Origin of the sequence: Dyella sp. OK004, assembly GCF_900114495.1 — a bacterium.
In the GTDB taxonomy this organism is placed as follows: domain Bacteria; phylum Pseudomonadota; class Gammaproteobacteria; order Xanthomonadales; family Rhodanobacteraceae; genus Dyella_D.
Genome location: NZ_FOZI01000002.1, coordinates 424,197 through 439,433, shown reverse-complemented (window position 1 = coordinate 439,433; position 15,237 = coordinate 424,197). Strand labels below are relative to the sequence as shown.

Sequence of the window (15,237 nt, the reverse complement as noted above, 5' to 3'; positions counted from 1 at the left end):
GTGCCACTACACTTTCAGCTCCGCCTTGGCCGCCTCGCGGTTCGATGCCGGGGCCCTTCGCATAGGTCATCCCAGCGCAGTGTTCGATAGACAAAAGAAAGGCGAGCGCGCCGTACTCGTGCTCCCGCATACCCGTGGCGAAGGCGACACCGCGCGCCGCGCCGAAGAATTCGCCGAGCTGGTGAAATCCGCCGGTGCCGAAGTGCTGGGGAGCATTGCGGCCCGCGTGGAAGATCCCAATCCGCGCTACTACATCGGCAGCGGCAAGGCCAACGAAGTGGCCGAGATGGCGAGCGCGCTGGAGGCCGACCTGGTGCTGGTCGACCACATCCTGTCACCGGTGCAGGAGCGCAACCTCGAAAAACATCTGAAAGTCCGCGTGGTCGATCGCGCCGGCCTGATCCTGGACATCTTCGCCCAGCGCGCCCGCTCGCACGAAGGCAAGCTGGAAGTGGAGTTGGCCCAGCTCAAGCACATCGCCACCCGCCTGGTGCGTGGCTGGACTCACTTGGACGCCCAGCGCGGCGGTGCCATCGGCAACCGCGGTCCCGGCGAAACCCAGCTGGAAACCGACCGCCGCCTGCTCGCCGAGCGCGTGAAGATGCTCACCAAGCGCCTGGAGAAAGTGCAGGTGCAGCGCGGCCAGCAACGTCGCGCACGCCTGCGCAACACGGTGCCGCGTGTGGCCCTGGTGGGCTACACCAATGCCGGCAAGTCCACGCTGTTCAATGCGCTGACTTCCGGTGAGGTGTTCGCCGCCAATCTGCTGTTCGCCACGCTCGATCCCACCGTGCGCAAGCTCGACGACCTCAGCTGCGGCCCGGCCGTGCTGGCCGACACTGTGGGTTTCATCCGCGAACTGCCGCATGACCTCGTCGCCGCGTTCCGCGCCACGCTCGCCGAAGCGCGCGACGCCGACCTGCTGTTGCATGTCAGCGATGCCGCCGATGACGAGCGGGAATATCTCCATCGCGTGGTCGACCGAGTGCTCGATGAAATCGACGCCGGCGACGTGCCTCAGCTGCGCGTGATGAACAAGATCGACCTCGCCGGCACCGAGCCGCGTATCGATCGCGATGCCGAGGGCCGTCCGGTCACCGTATGGCTCTCCGCCGCCACTGGCGTCGGCCTTGATCTATTGCGCCAGGCCCTGGGCGAATTGCTTGGCGGCGAACGCGTGCAATCCGAGCTGCGTTTGCCGCTCACCGCTGGCCGCCTGCATGCTCGTCTCAAAGCCGCTGGTGCGATTGCCAGCGAGAACGTTGATGAAGAAGGTTGGCTGCTGCGCATCGATGCGCCCCGCAGTGTGATTGCGCCACTTAGTGGTGGCAGCCCGGCGGAGGCTGCGCTGTTGAGTGAGTTACTCGGGCCTGTTGAGCAGGTGTAAGTGGTTTGAAGCTTGGACTGGGGGCTCAAGGGTTTACCCCTCCCCAGCCCTCACCTGTCCCACAGGACTAGCTTTGCGTCGCAAGCAGGGGAGGGAGTAGGCGCAAGCTCTTAGCTCCTCCCCCTGCGAGCAGGGGGAGGTTGGGAGGGGGTAAGCCCTTGTGGAAATCCGTCCAGGTATCACCGACCTAATAGCCTCCATCCCACACCCAATCACACCACCAACCCCGCCCAGTCGACAGGACTCCCCCTGCCTCGTCTGATAGAATGGCCGCTGTTTGTGCCGCTTCCGTGCCGGGCGACACCTTGCCACGACACGACTCGCCACCATGTCCTATTCCGACCAAGGTGTTTTCCGGCCAATGTTGCCGGCCTCCCAGCGGCCCCAAGGAGACTGACAATGGCCTGGAACGAACCCGGTAATAACGGGCAACGCGACCCCTGGGGCAAAAATCGCCCGACCGGCGGCAAGCCGGGTCTGGACGATGTGCTCAAGCAGATCAAAGCCCGCCTATCCAGACTGGGCGGCGGCCCCGGTGGCGTACTCACCATCGTCATCGCCTTGGTGCTGGCCTCGCTGCTGCTGAGCAGCTACACGATCGTCGATGCCCGTCAGGCCGCCGTGGTGCTGCGCTTTGGGCAGTACTCGCGCACGTTGGGCCCGGGCTTCCATTTCAAGCTTCCGCGTCCTATCGAGACCGTCGCCAAGGTCAGTACGACGGAGATCCGTTCGGTCTCTGACAAGGTCCGCATGCTGACCAGCGACGAGAACATCATCTCGGTCGACTTCAACGTGCAGTATCAGGTCTCCGACGCGCGCAAATATCTGTTCTCCGTCAGCGGTGCGCCGGAAGACACCCTGCGCCAGGCCGCCGAGGCCGCCGTGCGCTCGGTGGTGGGCGCCAACGTGATGGATAACATCCTCACCAGCCCGGGCGTGGAAGCGGTTACCGCAACACCGGCCACCGCCTCGACCGTCGCCGCTCCAGTGGCTGCCGCTCAGGCCGCGGTCGCCCAGACCGCCGCCGCCGCGCAGACCCGCGACACGCTGCAACAGCAGACGCGCGAAATCCTGCAGGCCACGCTCAACAGCTACGACTCCGGTCTCTCCGTCACTGACGTGAGCTTCCAGAACGTGTCGCCGCCGCAGGAAGTGAAGGACGCCTTCGACGACGTCAACGCCGCACGCGAAGACAAGCAGGGCACCGAGAACAAGGCCCGCGCCTACGCCAGTCAGGTCGTGCCGGTGGCTCGTGGTGAGGCCGCGCGCATCGCCGCGCAGGCCCAAGGCTACAGCGCCGAGCGCGTGGCCCGCTCCACCGGTGATGCCAGCCGTTTCAACCTGATCCTCAAGGAGTATCACGCTGCACCAGAGGTCACCCGCCGCCGTCTGTGGCTGGAAACCGTCGAGGATGTGATGTCCAACAATCCCAAGGTGCTGGACGGCACCGGCGGCCGCAACATGATCTACCTGCCGCTTGACCGCGCCGCCGCCAAAGATCTGCCGGCCGTGATGCAGTCGTCCGGCAACGTGGATAGCACCACCGGCAAGGAGAAGCAGCCATGAAATTCTTCGCAGGCATTCTCGTCGTGCTGGCCGTGCTGCTCGGCTACAACAGCATGTTCGTAGTGCATGAAGGGCAGAGCGCCCTCGTGCTGCAGTTCGGCCGCATTGTGCGCACCGGCGACACCCCTGGTCTGCACTTCAAGCTGCCGCTGATCCAGCAGGCACTGCTGTTCGACAACCGTATCCTCACCCTGGAGGCGCAGCCGGAGCGCTACTTCACCTCCGAGAAGAAGAGCGTCAACGTCGACTTCTATGTGAAGTGGCGCATTGCCGACAACGCCGAGTACTACCGCGCCACCGCCGGCTCTGAGCTGCAGGCTGCCAACCGCCTCACGCCCATCGTGAAGGATGCGCTGCGCTTCGAGTTCAACACGCGCACCCTGCAGGAGCTGATCTCCGGCGGCCGCAAGGACATCACCGAGCGTGTGCGCAAGCAGACCGACGCTATCGCCCGCAAGAGCCTGGGCATTGCCGTGGTCGACGTGCGTATCAAGCGCATCGATCTGCCGGAAGAGGTGAGCGAGTCCGTCTACAAGCGCATGCGTGCCGAACGTCTGCAACTGGCCAACGAGCTGCGCTCCACCGGTCAGCAGGCCGCCGAAACCATCCAGGCCGACGCCGATCGTCAGCGCCAGGTGCTGATCGCCGACGCTGAGCGCGACGCCGCCAAGGTGCGCGGCGAGGGCGACGCTCAGGCCGCTGCGATCTACGCGCAGGCCTACGGACAGGATCCGGAGTTCTTCGCGTTTTATCGAAGCCTGGGCGCGTACCGTAAGTCGTTCGAAGACGGCAAGGGCGTGCTGGTGCTCAAGCCAGATTCGGAATTCCTGCGTTATTTCAACGACGGCAACAGCAAACGCTAAACGGTCACTGTCGATGTCACATGATCTCGCCGCTGCTTTGTGTCTGGTGCTGGTGATCGAAGGGTTGGTGCTCTTCGCCGCGCCGCGCGGTTGGCAAAGCATGGTGCGCGAGGCGCTGAAGATGGAGCCGCGCCGCCTGCGGATTTTCGGCGCGGTAGCCATGGTGGCTGGCCTGCTGTTTCTGCAACTGGTGCATTGACGCGCCGCCGCCACACGTTTTTGTTTTCACATCACTCCGGCCTCCCGATGGGGCCTAGTCAAATGAGCGAGAAAGATCATGGGTAAGTCAGTCGTAATCCTTGGCGCGCAATGGGGCGACGAAGGCAAAGGCAAAATCGTCGACCTGCTGACCGAACAGGTGAAAGCCGTGGCGCGCTTCCAGGGCGGCCACAACGCCGGCCACACGCTGGTGATCAAGGGCAAAAAGACCGTGCTGCACCTGATCCCCTCGGGCATCCTGCGCGACGACGCGCTGTGCCTGATCGGCAACGGCGTCGTGCTGTCGCCGGCCGCGCTCAAGCAGGAGATCGAAGAGCTCGAAGCGCAGGGCGTCAGCGTGCGTCCGCGCCTCAAGATCAGTCCCGCTACCCCGCTGATCATGCCGTACCACATCGCCGTGGATAAGGCGCGCGAAATCGCCGCCGGCAAGTCCGCTATCGGTACCACCGGCCGCGGTATCGGCCCCGCGTACGAGGACAAGGTCGCCCGCCGTTCCATCCGCGTCGCCGACCTCATGTACCCGCACGAGCTGCCCGAGAAGATCAAGGCCGCCGTGGAATACCACAACTTCATCCTCACCCAGTGGCTGAAGGCCGAGGCGGTCGACTACCAGCAGGTGCTGGACGACGCGCTCGCCTATGGCGACTTCATCCGCCCGATGGTCGACGACGTCGCCACCATCCTGCACGACGTGCGCAAGGAAGGCGGCCACATCCTGTATGAAGGCGCCCAGGGCGCGCTGCTCGACATCGACCACGGCACCTACCCATACGTCACCTCGTCCAACACCACCGTCGGCGGCGCACTCGCCGGCACCGGCGTGGGCGCGGGCGACATCGACTACGTACTCGGCATCTGCAAGGCCTACGCCACCCGCGTCGGTAGCGGCCCGTTCCCCACCGAGTTGAACGACGAGATGGGCGAGCGCCTGCGCAAAATCGGCAACGAATTCGGCGCCAGCACCGGCCGCCCGCGCCGCTGCGGCTGGATCGACCTCGTCGCCCTCAAGCGCGCCGTGCAGATCAACGGCATCAACGGTCTCGCCATCACCAAGCTCGACGTACTCGACGGCCTGCCCAGCATCAAAGTCTGCATCGCCTACGAATATCGCGGCAAGCGTCGTGAGTTGGCGCCGCTGGATGCCGATGGCTGGGCGGAGTGCAAACCCGTCTACCTCGAATTCCCGGGTTGGGAAGAGTCGACTGCCGGCATCCGTGATTGGAACAAGCTGCCGGCCGCGGCGCGTGCTTACCTGCGTGCGGTGGAAGAGCTGTCGGGTTGCCGTTTGGCGCTGGTCGCTACCGGCGCGGATCGTGATGACACGATTGTGTTGGATGATCCGTTTGCCTGAGTCGGTTCGGTTGCGCGATATGAAAAAGCCCCGCGATGCGGGGCTTTTTCATTGGGGCAGATACTCGGAAAGGCGCGCGCGACATCCGTCGCATAACGGTGGGTCACCAGACCGAACATTTTCAACTCACAGGTTGATTTTGCCACTTTCAACCTGGGGATTGATTTCGCCTCTGCGCATTCGTTTTGAGACCGCGCTCATTCGGAGGGACAGGTCTGATTGCTGGCACGGGGATATCGGGACTATGGTCTGGTTGGGGATGGGGCCTCAGAGCAACTCGGGAAGATGGAAGGAAGTCATCTGCGCTGCTTGCTTGATGCAGCAACGCAGTTGAGCCATCTGGGAAATCACTACAAGGAGAGATGGGATGGTGAAGCAGGGTTCGTACGCACTTTTGCTTGCGATGTGCTTTATGTCCGTGGCATGCGCCGCGAATGGACCGGCAACGATGAGCGGAAATAAATCTGGCCCGGTTGTGACGAAGTCCTGTGGTAGCTCTGAGGTGACTCTGCAATGCAGCGCAGATAGCGTGGATTGCACGAAGACAACTCTGACGCTCAAGACAAAGGATGGAAAGTCCGTTGCCCTCGACAAGCCCAAGGGCATGTCTAGCTACACAGGGGTGGGTCTTGCCTGCTCAATGGCTAAGGACAACACACCGTATTTCGTCGTTCAGTACGGCGAGCTGCCAATCGGCTGCGAATTCTGTGAATGGTTCCATCTCTATACCGAGGACGGAAAGCTACTCACACATAGCGATCCCGTCATTTTGACTGACGCATCGCTGCCAGAGGCGCATCAGCAGTATCCGAACAACAAGGAATACCGCGCGTTATCCAAAAAACTGGGGTTGGGGCGGCCGAAGATGCAGTTCATTCCTTGATAAAGAAACGTATCCATTGGAAGGAGACGAGCAATGACGGACAACGAAATCTATCAGTCCATGATCCAGCGCCGGGAGCTTGCCTACAGAGACGATCAGATCATCGATAGCAGTTACTACAACGATCCGATCGATCATTCGCCAGGACGGTTGGCGGGCAATTCACGAATTGCAGGTGACGCCAGCCCAGAAGTGCAGTCGCGTGTTATCGACGCCATCGTTTCCGCGTCGGAACGTGGTGGCCTGACGCCCCACCAGACCGCCTATGTACTGGCCATTGCACGCGTAGAGTCAGGATTCAATCCGGACGCGGCCGCCGGCACCACAACGGCCTATGGGCTAGGTCAGTTTGTAGACAGGACGGCTGCGAGCTACGGCATTGACGACAGCAACCGTGGTGACATCACCAAACAAGCGGAAGCACTGGTGGCGCACTACAAAGACAACGCGGCAATTGCGTCGTCGCGCGGAAAGGGTGAAGAGTACATATACAAGTACCACCATGACGGCCCGGCATCTGAGTACGGCGGCCTTGCCCTTTCACGGAAGCACGTCATGCCGTACGTCGATGCGTACGAGAAGTTTGTTCTGGATCACCAGAAATCGCATGGCGTGACACCTTTCGATCCAGCGTTCGATGCGCGCAATCATGCAGCGCCTCCCGCCTCTGCGAGACAACACGGCGATGGTGGAGTACTTCGACAAGGCGCGCGAGGCGACGCCGTTGGAGAACTGCAGACGCAGCTGAACCAGCTGGGCTACTCAGACTTGCACGGCAGGTCCTTGCAGGTCGATCACCACTTTGGCCCTGGAACAAAGGCGGCTGTCGAGTCCTTTCAACAAGCCAACGATCTGATGCCAGACGGCATTGTGGGTCCGGCGACCACGCGCCAGATCCATGCTCGGCTTGAGGAACAGGCAAGCACACAGGCGCAAAACACGCAGCAGTCCCCGGCGCGTCTGGACGATCCTTCACATCCCGGCAATGCGCTCTATCTTCAGGCGCGCGAACACGTGTTTCGATTGGATACGCAGCAGGGACGTACTCCGGACCAGTACAGCCACAATCTGGCGGCTGCCTTGACTGCCGCCGCGCAAGCGGAGGGTCTGCAGCGGATCGATCAAGTGGCGCTCAGTGACAATGCGAGTCGTGCATGGGCCGTACAGCGTCCGCCTGGCGTGCGTGATCACTTCTTTGACCGACACGCCAGTGTTGATACTGCTCAGGCAGTCAACACTTCGGTAGAGCAAAGCAGTGCGGCTTGGGAGTGGGCTATACAACAGCAATCGGTGCAGGCGCAGAGTCAAGTGCAAAATCAAGCGCAGGGGCAGAACCAGCAGATCGAGCCGGCCGGTCCTGCTATGCAGATACGCCAGTAGTTGTTGCGAAGTTGCCCGGTTGCAGTTTGCTGCCGGCTGCTAGGCGGCGCGAGACACCCCTGCGTTTGCCGCCGCAAAGCTGCCCCGCGCCGTTTTCAACACACGACGAAACCACATCCTCTCAGGCTTTAGTCAATGAGCGGCCCACGCAGCGCGCTCGCTGCGTTCAACCTGCCGATAGGTCTCGCGTGTCGTGAAGCGACAGAATTTTCCACTCGCTTTGTCGTCCATTGCGGACGGTGCGGTGGGGTGGCAGAGGGGAGATACGTGCGTGCGTGTGCCGTATCATCGCTGTTAGCCATGATCAACTCCTACTTAGTCGGTTGTGGTTAGCGGGTCAGGGGTGTTGCTGCACCCTTGGCTCGCGTCTCTACTGCTTCGTCGCGGTCGTTACCGGTTTATGGGACATGAGTGAAACAGGTAACGACAAGCCGCAGTCTTGCACTCGCGAAGCATTGGCGCAGGTGGGATCGATGATCTGCGCGTGGGGTGTCTCTGCCATGCATGTGAGCTACGTCACTTTGTGATGTGGCGCTATTCCGACATCTGCATGTTTGAAGCGGAAGCAATGCGCCAACTGTGAGATGCATAAAAGATACGTTTCGCGCTCTCCCGTATCTTCGCGCGCAGCCATGGCCGGCTCTAGGCGCCGATCATGGTCAGCGGGTCAGGGGCGTTTAGCCCCTTGGCTCGCGCCTCATATATCCAGCGTGCGATGCGTCAGCCGCGATTAGTTGCAATGGTATGCGTCCATTGCCAACGCATCGGCACTACGCTGGCAACTCGTCCAACGCGCGATACACCGGCAAGCCCAACTCCGTCGCCACGCGCACATCTTCATCCGCGCCTTTGGATGCACCTTCAATCCGCCACACGGCATCGCAGCGGCGCAGCAGGCGATGCGCAACCGGGTAGAGAAAAGCTTCGCTGATGGCGTCGCCGGGTGTGGTGGAGCCGGCTTCGCGTGCTAGCGGCAGGGCCAACCATTCGCCGATCACCGGCACGTGGCCGCGCTGGTAGACGGTGAGCGCGGCGCGTTCCAGCGCTTGCAGGTTGCGCGCGATCTTGTCGGGGTCGCCATCGGTGCCGCTGCGGTAGGGGCCGGCGATAAGGATGAGTTGTGGCGTCATGGCGCGCCTGCGTTCGCGGGGAAGAGGTGGATGGCAGCGTACTGCAGCAGCATGATGGTTTTGCCGTCGACGATCTCGCCGCGGCGGACCATGGCTAGCGCGTCGTCGAAGGGCAGCTCTAGCACTTCGATGTCTTCACCTTCGGCTTCGAGGCCGCCGCCGTTGCTTACTTTCAAACTCGCGTCGTATTCGGCGACGAAGAAGTGCAGTTTCTCGGTGACCGAGCCTGGGCTCATGAAGGCTTCGAACACTTTGCGCACTTCGCCCACGCGGTAGCCGGTTTCTTCCTCCACCTCGGCGCGGATGCGCTGTTCGGGCGTGGCCTGGTCGAGCAGGCCGGCGGGGGCTTCCACCAGCATGCCGTCGTGGCCGTTGACGAAAGCGGGGAAGCGGAATTGGCGGGTGAGTACCACGCGCCGTTGCGCGGGGTGGTACAGCAACAGGGTGGCGCCGTTGCCGCGGTCGTAGGTTTCGCGCTGCTGGCGTTGCCAAGTGCCGTCGGCACGGCGGAAGTCGAAGATGGTTTTCTTCAACAGGTACCAGTCGTTGGAAAGCACCTGGCTTTCAATCACGCGGACGCGCTCGGCGGTTTGGGTCATGGTGGCGGCTCTTGGTAGGGCATGGGTCGCATGGAATCCCGGGTTTGAGCCTTCTGCTCCTCCCCGTGCTCGCAGGGGGAGGTTGGGAGGGGGTGAGCTCTTGAGACAGACTCGCCAGTCGCGCTTTCTCAAGTACTTACCCCTCCCCAACCCTCCCCTGTGAGCAGGGGAGGGAGTCGGTAGGCGGCGTCGCGGGGACATGGCGCAAATCAGCGTTGTCAGGGAGTGCCAAATACCGTATCGTGCATTTTCGTGCAAAGTCAATGAATTTCGTGCATACGCCATGCTGACCAGCCATCGCAAGCAAGCCATCCTTGCCGCGCTCAAGCGGGACGGGCAGGTCATCGCCAAGTCCCTGAGCGAGGAGTACGGTGTTTCCGAAGACACCATCCGCCGCGACCTGCGTGAGCTGGCGGCGGAAGGGTTGTTGCAGCGGGTGCATGGCGGCGCTTTGCCGTCGTCGCCGGCCGCTGCGGATTTCGCGCACCGCAAGCAGATCAGCACGGAGTCCAAGTCGGCCATCGCGCGCAAGGCAGCGGAGCTGATTTTGCCGGGGCAGGTCGTGATCATTGATGGCGGCACCACCTGCGTGCAGCTGGCGCGGCATCTGCCTGCCACTTTGCAGGCCACGGTAGTCACGCACAGCCCGAGCATCGCGGTCGAGTTGGTGAGTCACCCTGGTATCGAGGTGGTGATGATCGGCGGCCGACTGTTCAAACACTCCGTCGTCGCCGTTGGCGCGGCGGCGATCGAAGCCATCAACCACATTCGCGCCGATGTGTATTTCATGGGCGTCACCGGCGTGCATCCCACCGCGGGCTTGAGCACCGGTGATCTGGAAGAGGCTTACGTCAAACGTGCCTTGGTCGCACGCGCGGCGGAGGTTGTGGTGTTGGCCTCGGCAGAGAAGATCAATGCGGCGTCGCCGTATGTGATTGCGCAAGCCACGGCGGCCAACACCATCGTGGTGGAAGCGGATACGCCGGAAGAGACGATTGCGCCGCTGGCGGCACTTGGTATCGCGATAGTGCGTGCCTAACGGCGCCAAAGAAGCACGCGTTTTCTCACGCGCAGGGCAGGGCGATTAACGTGGCGCGAGCGCGCCTTGCTTCGTGACGTGCCGGTGCCCTGCGTTGCGCCAGCTACGACTCGCTGCTACCACGCCGCTTGCTGCGCGCACGGCGCTGCTCGGCTTGACGATCGGCAAGGCTCTGCTTGAGCAAGGCGCGCGCCATCCAATGGCTGACCTGTATCGCTTGCGTGCCTGACAAGCCCCGGATGTCGCGCAGCACCAGCAGCGCTTCGATACCGACGACGAGCGACAACCCCGACACCAGGCGCGCGTAGGCAGCCGGGCCAAGGCGTGCGCGTAACGGTTGGATGGCCGCTTCAATCCATTCGACCCGGCGCGAGCCTCGCGGCTGGGTATCGCTCGGTGCATGCAGCACGGTTTCATGAATCATCGTGCGCAGCAGTGCTTCGTTGGCTAGCGCCAGGCGTTGCATCTGTTCCACCAGCGCATCCACGCGCGTTTCGATCGCACCGCTGGTGGTGCCCGGTGGCGCGTCGTTGATTGCGGACTCCATCGACGGGCGCAAGCCTTCGAGCGCCGCTTCTGTCATCAGCTTCACTTGCGTGGGGAAGTAGCGATAGGCGGTGCGCCGGGAAATTCCCGCGGCATCCGCTACCTCGGTAACGGTTGGGCGCTCGCCTTTTGCAATCAGTGCAGCAGCAGTTTCCAGCAGCGTGCGTCGCGTGCGCTGTTTCTGGTTGGCACGGCCTTTGCGCAGTCCCGCCGCCGAAAAACTATCCGTTTTGGAGATTGACATGCCCAAATTCTAGCATTACCGTTCGTGGCACTAAAGTGCCATAAAGACACTGCGATGACGTAATGGCATGGACGCAGGGCAAGTAACGCCGTGGATCAATCGGCACAGGGTGGGTTCTCGCTTCGCAAGCGAGACACAGGGAAATCGACCATGAAGCCCCGGCTTCATGGCTATCGAACATCACTCAGCGGAGAACGATCATGATCACGAAATATCGGGTTACACCTACCGCGCTGGCCTGGATGGGCGCGTGCGTTCTGGCATGCGCTTCGAGCGCGGTGGCTTATGCGTCGGACGACGGGGAGGACTCAGACGGCCTGACCGGGACGTGGCAGGTGCAGGTCACTCTGCATAACTGCCAATCGGGCGCACCGATCGGCGCGCCGTTCTATTCCCTGCTCACGTTCGCTGACGGTGGAACCGTGACCGAGTCCACCGCCAACCCGCTGTTCTATCCAGCGGTACGCGGTCCGGGCCACGGCGTATGGAGCCATGTTCGCCACAAAAAGCAGTACACGGCGTCCACACTCGCCTTCATCACGATGAATGGCGCGCTGGCCAAGACACAGAAGATCACCCAGACCATCGTGATGGGACCCGGCCCGAATGCATTCACCACGCCGCAGGCGACGGTCGAGTTCTTCGACCCGGCTGGCAATCTGTTGAATACCGGTTGTGCGTCAGCTGTCGGCAAGCGCTTCATGCCATAGTCGGGCAAGGTGGTTGATAGCGGCATGCTGTCCCTGCACCACAACCTGGGGCGTAGGTCGTGCCGTTATCCCTGTCATCTGCATCATCAACGAGTCATCGGGAGATCACTCATGATAGGCAGGTACTTCTCATCCATCGTTGCGGCAAGCGCCATGGTTTTTTCGCGTGCCGCACCCAGCGATGCGGTTGAGCTGGACGAACGGCCGCTACGGGAGTCGCTCGAACGCCTCGCACAGGCATGGAATACCGCCGATGCCGTGATGTGGGCGAGCGAATACTGGCCGGAGGGTGAGTCCATCAATATTCTCGGCGGCATCATGCATGACCCCGCGGCGATTCGCGATCGCCACGGCGAGATCTTTGCCGGTCCGTTCAAAGGCAGCCACTTTGAAAGCAAAGTGCGGCGAATCCAGTTTGCCGGCGCAGACGTTGCCATTGTCGATGCGGACGTCCGCGTGACGCAGTTTCATGCCTTGCCGCCTGGCATAGTCGCTACTTCACCGGGTGTGCTGCTGACCCGCTTGAAGCACGTATATCAGCGCCGCGATGGTCGATGGCGTATTTCGGCTTCGCAGAATACGGCGGTGTTGCCTCGCTTGAATGCGTCGCTGCCAGTCGGGCATCAAGAGCCCTTGCAGTAAGTTGCAGGGCTCTTCTGATTCACCAACGCGATCGTGTGGGTTGAGTAGTGCGGCGCGTTCGCCTCCAGGCTTTCGCGTGCCTCTCAGAATCCGAAAGAACTCAGCTCCGGGTGGTCATCCGGGCGGCGCCCGTGAGGCCAGTGAAACTTGCGCTCCGATACGGGGATGGGCCGGTCATTGATGGAGGCGTGACGATGGGTCATCAGCCCCGCGTCGTTGAACTCCCAGTTCTCGTTGCCATAGCTGCGATACCACTGGCCGGCATCGTCGTGCCATTCGTAGGCAAACCGCACAGCAATGCGGCGCCCGTCATGCGCCCATAGTTCTTTGATCAGCCGATAGTCCAGCTCGCGATTCCACTTGCGCTCGAGAAAGGCTTTGGCCGCTTCGCGGCCGTCGATGAACTCGGCTCGGTTGCGCCAGTGCGTGTCTGGCGAATACGCCAGCGAAACCCGCTCGGGGTCGCGGCTATTCCAGGCATCTTCGGCCAGCCGCACTTTTTGCGCGGCGGTTTCGGCAGTGAAGGGTGGGACGGGCTGACGGATTTCCATAAAACACCTCGGCATGGGGAGGGGTGATGTAGACAGGCTTTTGCGGGCAGTGAAGCCGTCGCTCTGACGGCCGCTACAAGCGACGTGATTTATTCAGCGGCCTGCCTGCTCCGTCAACCAGCGTCGAAATGCGGTTGCCTGAGCGGCTTCGCCTTTGCGCGTGGGTGACACCAGGTAATACGAGCCCGGTGCGCTGATCGCCCGCTTGCCTATTCTTATTAGCGCGCCGGCCGCGATGGCGTCGGCGATCAGCACGCTTCGGCCCAGCGCCACACCATGGCCGGCTTCGGTGGCTTGCAGCAGTAATGCGGAGTCGCTGTAGACAGGCCCCCACGCTGACGCATCCAGATTCTCTCCGGTCGCTTCGCCCCAGCGCTCCCATGATTGAAAGTCGTCGCGCAGCAAGGTGCAGCCTTTGAGCTTCGATGATTTATGCAGCTTCGCCCGGGCGACATATGTGGGCGACGCGACGGGAAAGATCTGTTCGTCGAAAAGTTTTTCACTGTGCAGCCCGGGCCAGCGGCCGTCGCCGTAGCGGACGGCGACATCGGCCTGCTCGGCGTCGAGGTCGATCAGCGTGAGTGTGGCGTGGAGCTTGAAGTCGACCTCCGGATACGCTCTGAGAAAGTCGCCGAGTCGCGGCATGAGCCAGCGGCTGACCAGCGAGGGCGGCGCCGTCACGGAAAGACGGTGAGGGTCCTGGGTGCGCAGGGATTCGCCAAGGGACGACAGCTGCTGCAGGAAGCCCTGGACAACCTCCAATAGCTTCTCGCCTGCCGGCGTCAATGAGACATCGTGCCGGTTGCGCCGGAACAACTTGGTTGCATAGAACGATTCGATCGCGCGGATCTGGTGACTGACCGCGCTTGTGGTCAGATGCAGTTCTTCAGCGGTAACCGTGAAGCTGCGCAACCGGCTGAGCGCTTCGAAGGTGCGCAGGGTGTGCATGGGCGGTAGTACGTAGCGCATCCGTTCGTCCCGTGGATTGAATGGCATTCATGCTGCCGTGAAAAAACATCACTTCACGGCGCTCGTCGGTCACCGAATACTCGTGGCCGCGCCGTTCAGTATTCGGCCCGCCGACATGGCGGCGATGCGAAGTCTGACATCTTGCTGGAGAGCTCATGAAGCTGTTTGCGTTGTTGCTGTCGTTGCTGGCCTTTTGTACCGCCGCTACCGCGGCAGAGGGGTCATCTCTTCGCGAAGGATGGCAGGAGGTGGATGGCCTGCATATCTTCTACCGTGAAGCAGGCAACCCCACCGATCCAACCGTGGTCTTTCTGCATGGCAACCCGCTGTCCTCCATCATGTATGCCAAGGTGATGGAGAACATCGCTGCACACCAGCGGGTGCATGTCATCGCGATGGACTATCCGTCCTTTGGCTACTCCGATGCACCCAGCCGTGACGCTTACCGTTACACCTTCGACCACCTCGCGCAGACCGTTGCGGATTTCCTGAAGGCGCGCGGCATCGAGCGGTATGGCCTGTATATGCAGGACTATGGCGTGCCGGTGGGTTTCCGCCTGATCAGCACCCACCCGGAGGCCGTTACGGCCATCATCGTGCAGAACGGCGTGATTCACCTGGATGGCTTTCCTTCGGCGCAGGATCCGAACGGCGAGTTGCGGCGTCACTGGGTGAGGCGCAATCCGGCTATCGATCAGCGGCGCATCAACTACATCAAGTCGATGACCTATCCGCAGGCGGTCGGCTGGGAGGATGAAGATCATGCCGGCCTCGACGCTTCGCTTCAGATGGTTGCGGCGGCGCAGCGGCCGGGCGTGGCTGAAGCCCGCAGTGACCTCTGGTTCGACTACGGGACTAATGTGGGTCGTTATCCGCAATGGCAGGCGACGCTGCGCAAGTTGAAAGTGCCGGTGCTGGTGCTATGGGGCAAGCGCGATCAGTTTTTCACGACGCCTGGAGCCAAGGCCTATCTGCGCGATGCACCTCAGGCGGAAGTGCATGTTCTCGACTCGACGCACTTCGCCACGCTGGATGCGCCAGACGAGGTGGCGCATTTGGTGGGTGGTTTCCTGGCCAGTCATCGATTGGTGCTGGGGCGCACTGAACCCTAGAAGAGAAAAAGAAACGGGGCTGCTTTCGCAGCCCCGTCTCCATTTT

The 15,237-nt window shown here is 62.0% G+C and carries 16 protein-coding genes; 11 read left to right on the top strand and 5 right to left on the bottom strand.

The window, feature by feature from the left end; genetic code table 11:
• The first annotated feature begins 79 nt into the window (after window positions 1-79).
• The 7 genes from hflX to BM338_RS08650 all read left to right on the top strand — a co-directional run bounded on the left by hflX (window position 80) and on the right by BM338_RS08650 (window position 7,649).
• Window positions 80-1,387: a ribosome rescue GTPase HflX gene (hflX, locus tag BM338_RS08680; protein ID WP_090451218.1), complete on the top strand. Its 1,308-nt coding sequence runs from the start codon at window positions 80-82 to the stop codon at window positions 1,385-1,387.
• A 399-nt stretch (window positions 1,388-1,786) separates the two neighbouring features.
• Complete coding sequence (gene hflK, locus BM338_RS08675; RefSeq protein WP_090450492.1) at window positions 1,787-2,953, top strand: FtsH protease activity modulator HflK; 1,167 nt, start codon at window positions 1,787-1,789, stop codon at window positions 2,951-2,953.
• Window positions 2,950-3,816 (top strand): protease modulator HflC, encoded by an 867-nt coding sequence (hflC, locus tag BM338_RS08670; RefSeq protein ID WP_090450491.1) that lies wholly within the window; start codon window positions 2,950-2,952, stop codon window positions 3,814-3,816. Before hflK ends, hflC begins: the two co-directional genes overlap by 4 nt.
• A 13-nt stretch (window positions 3,817-3,829) precedes the next feature.
• Entirely contained in the window at window positions 3,830-4,015 is a 186-nt protein-coding gene (locus tag BM338_RS08665; RefSeq protein WP_090450490.1) for a DUF2065 domain-containing protein, read from the top strand.
• 78 nt (window positions 4,016-4,093) lie between these two features.
• Entirely contained in the window at window positions 4,094-5,386 is a 1,293-nt protein-coding gene (locus BM338_RS08660; protein ID WP_090450489.1) for an adenylosuccinate synthase, read from the top strand.
• Between the two features lie 367 nt (window positions 5,387-5,753).
• On the top strand, window positions 5,754-6,269 hold the full coding sequence (locus BM338_RS08655; protein WP_090450488.1) for a hypothetical protein: 516 nt from the start codon (window positions 5,754-5,756) through the stop codon (window positions 6,267-6,269).
• Between the two features lie 33 nt (window positions 6,270-6,302).
• Window positions 6,303-7,649 carry a phage tail tip lysozyme gene (locus BM338_RS08650; protein ID WP_090450487.1) on the top strand — a complete coding sequence of 449 codons (1,347 nt, stop codon included), beginning with the start codon at window positions 6,303-6,305 and terminating at the stop codon, window positions 7,647-7,649.
• Window positions 7,650-8,419: 770 nt separating this feature from the next.
• Here BM338_RS08650 and BM338_RS08645 read toward each other — a convergent pair.
• Complete coding sequence (locus tag BM338_RS08645; RefSeq protein WP_090450486.1) at window positions 8,420-8,779, bottom strand: NUDIX hydrolase; 360 nt, start codon at window positions 8,777-8,779, stop codon at window positions 8,420-8,422.
• Window positions 8,776-9,378 carry an NUDIX domain-containing protein gene (locus BM338_RS08640; protein WP_090450485.1) on the bottom strand — a complete coding sequence of 201 codons (603 nt, stop codon included), beginning with the start codon at window positions 9,376-9,378 and terminating at the stop codon, window positions 8,776-8,778. Before BM338_RS08640 ends, BM338_RS08645 begins: the two co-directional genes overlap by 4 nt.
• 283 nt (window positions 9,379-9,661) lie before the next feature.
• Here BM338_RS08640 and BM338_RS08635 point away from each other — a divergent pair, with 283 nt between their 5' ends.
• Window positions 9,662-10,417, top strand: a complete 756-nt coding sequence (locus tag BM338_RS08635; RefSeq protein ID WP_090450484.1) for a DeoR/GlpR family DNA-binding transcription regulator — start codon at window positions 9,662-9,664, stop codon at window positions 10,415-10,417.
• Between the two features lie 103 nt (window positions 10,418-10,520).
• On the opposite strand, the gene BM338_RS08630 is transcribed toward BM338_RS08635, so the two are convergent.
• Window positions 10,521-11,207 (bottom strand): TetR/AcrR family transcriptional regulator, encoded by a 687-nt coding sequence (locus tag BM338_RS08630; RefSeq protein WP_090450483.1) that lies wholly within the window; start codon window positions 11,205-11,207, stop codon window positions 10,521-10,523.
• Window positions 11,208-11,407: 200 nt separating this feature from the next.
• On the opposite strand from BM338_RS08630, the gene BM338_RS08625 reads away from it, so the two are divergent.
• Together BM338_RS08625 and BM338_RS08620 are read left to right on the top strand one after the other, a co-directional pair.
• Window positions 11,408-11,917: a hypothetical protein gene (locus BM338_RS08625; RefSeq protein ID WP_090450482.1), complete on the top strand. Its 510-nt coding sequence runs from the start codon at window positions 11,408-11,410 to the stop codon at window positions 11,915-11,917.
• A 24-nt stretch (window positions 11,918-11,941) separates the two neighbouring features.
• On the top strand, window positions 11,942-12,559 hold the full coding sequence (locus BM338_RS08620; RefSeq protein ID WP_090450481.1) for an SgcJ/EcaC family oxidoreductase: 618 nt from the start codon (window positions 11,942-11,944) through the stop codon (window positions 12,557-12,559).
• A gap of 83 nt (window positions 12,560-12,642) precedes the next feature.
• On the opposite strand, the gene BM338_RS08615 is transcribed toward BM338_RS08620, so the two are convergent.
• Together BM338_RS08615 and BM338_RS08610 are read right to left on the bottom strand one after the other, a co-directional pair.
• A complete protein-coding gene (locus BM338_RS08615) occupies window positions 12,643-13,110 on the bottom strand; it encodes a nuclear transport factor 2 family protein (RefSeq protein ID WP_090450480.1) in 468 nt (155 codons plus the stop codon).
• Between the two features lie 93 nt (window positions 13,111-13,203).
• On the bottom strand, window positions 13,204-14,079 hold the full coding sequence (locus BM338_RS08610; protein ID WP_177229274.1) for a LysR substrate-binding domain-containing protein: 876 nt from the start codon (window positions 14,077-14,079) through the stop codon (window positions 13,204-13,206).
• Window positions 14,080-14,234: 155 nt separating this feature from the next.
• Between BM338_RS08610 and BM338_RS08605 the strand changes: the two genes are divergently transcribed.
• A complete protein-coding gene (locus tag BM338_RS08605; protein ID WP_090450478.1) occupies window positions 14,235-15,191 on the top strand; it encodes an alpha/beta fold hydrolase in 957 nt (318 codons plus the stop codon).
• Window positions 15,192-15,237: the final 46 nt, after the last annotated feature.

What these genes read in the sequence shown, in the direction of transcription:
- BM338_RS08665 (WP_090450490.1), top strand. Translation starts at nt 3,830, where the DNA reads ATGTCACATGATCTCGCCGCTGCTTTGTGTCTGGTGCTGGTGATCGAA.
- BM338_RS08615 (WP_090450480.1), bottom strand. Translation starts at nt 13,110, where the DNA reads ATGGAAATCCGTCAGCCCGTCCCACCCTTCACTGCCGAAACCGCCGCG.
- BM338_RS08620 (WP_090450481.1), top strand. Translation starts at nt 11,942, where the DNA reads ATGCTGTCCCTGCACCACAACCTGGGGCGTAGGTCGTGCCGTTATCCC.
- BM338_RS08650 (WP_090450487.1), top strand. Translation starts at nt 6,303, where the DNA reads ATGACGGACAACGAAATCTATCAGTCCATGATCCAGCGCCGGGAGCTT.
- BM338_RS08660 (WP_090450489.1), top strand. Translation starts at nt 4,094, where the DNA reads ATGGGTAAGTCAGTCGTAATCCTTGGCGCGCAATGGGGCGACGAAGGC.
- BM338_RS08625 (WP_090450482.1), top strand. Translation starts at nt 11,408, where the DNA reads ATGATCACGAAATATCGGGTTACACCTACCGCGCTGGCCTGGATGGGC.
- BM338_RS08630 (WP_090450483.1), bottom strand. Translation starts at nt 11,207, where the DNA reads ATGTCAATCTCCAAAACGGATAGTTTTTCGGCGGCGGGACTGCGCAAA.
- BM338_RS08655 (WP_090450488.1), top strand. Translation starts at nt 5,754, where the DNA reads ATGGTGAAGCAGGGTTCGTACGCACTTTTGCTTGCGATGTGCTTTATG.
- hflC (WP_090450491.1), top strand. Translation starts at nt 2,950, where the DNA reads ATGAAATTCTTCGCAGGCATTCTCGTCGTGCTGGCCGTGCTGCTCGGC.
- hflK (WP_090450492.1), top strand. Translation starts at nt 1,787, where the DNA reads ATGGCCTGGAACGAACCCGGTAATAACGGGCAACGCGACCCCTGGGGC.
- BM338_RS08605 (WP_090450478.1), top strand. Translation starts at nt 14,235, where the DNA reads ATGAAGCTGTTTGCGTTGTTGCTGTCGTTGCTGGCCTTTTGTACCGCC.
- BM338_RS08610 (WP_177229274.1), bottom strand. Translation starts at nt 14,079, where the DNA reads ATGCGCTACGTACTACCGCCCATGCACACCCTGCGCACCTTCGAAGCG.
- BM338_RS08640 (WP_090450485.1), bottom strand. Translation starts at nt 9,378, where the DNA reads ATGACCCAAACCGCCGAGCGCGTCCGCGTGATTGAAAGCCAGGTGCTT.
- BM338_RS08645 (WP_090450486.1), bottom strand. Translation starts at nt 8,779, where the DNA reads ATGACGCCACAACTCATCCTTATCGCCGGCCCCTACCGCAGCGGCACC.
- BM338_RS08635 (WP_090450484.1), top strand. Translation starts at nt 9,662, where the DNA reads ATGCTGACCAGCCATCGCAAGCAAGCCATCCTTGCCGCGCTCAAGCGG.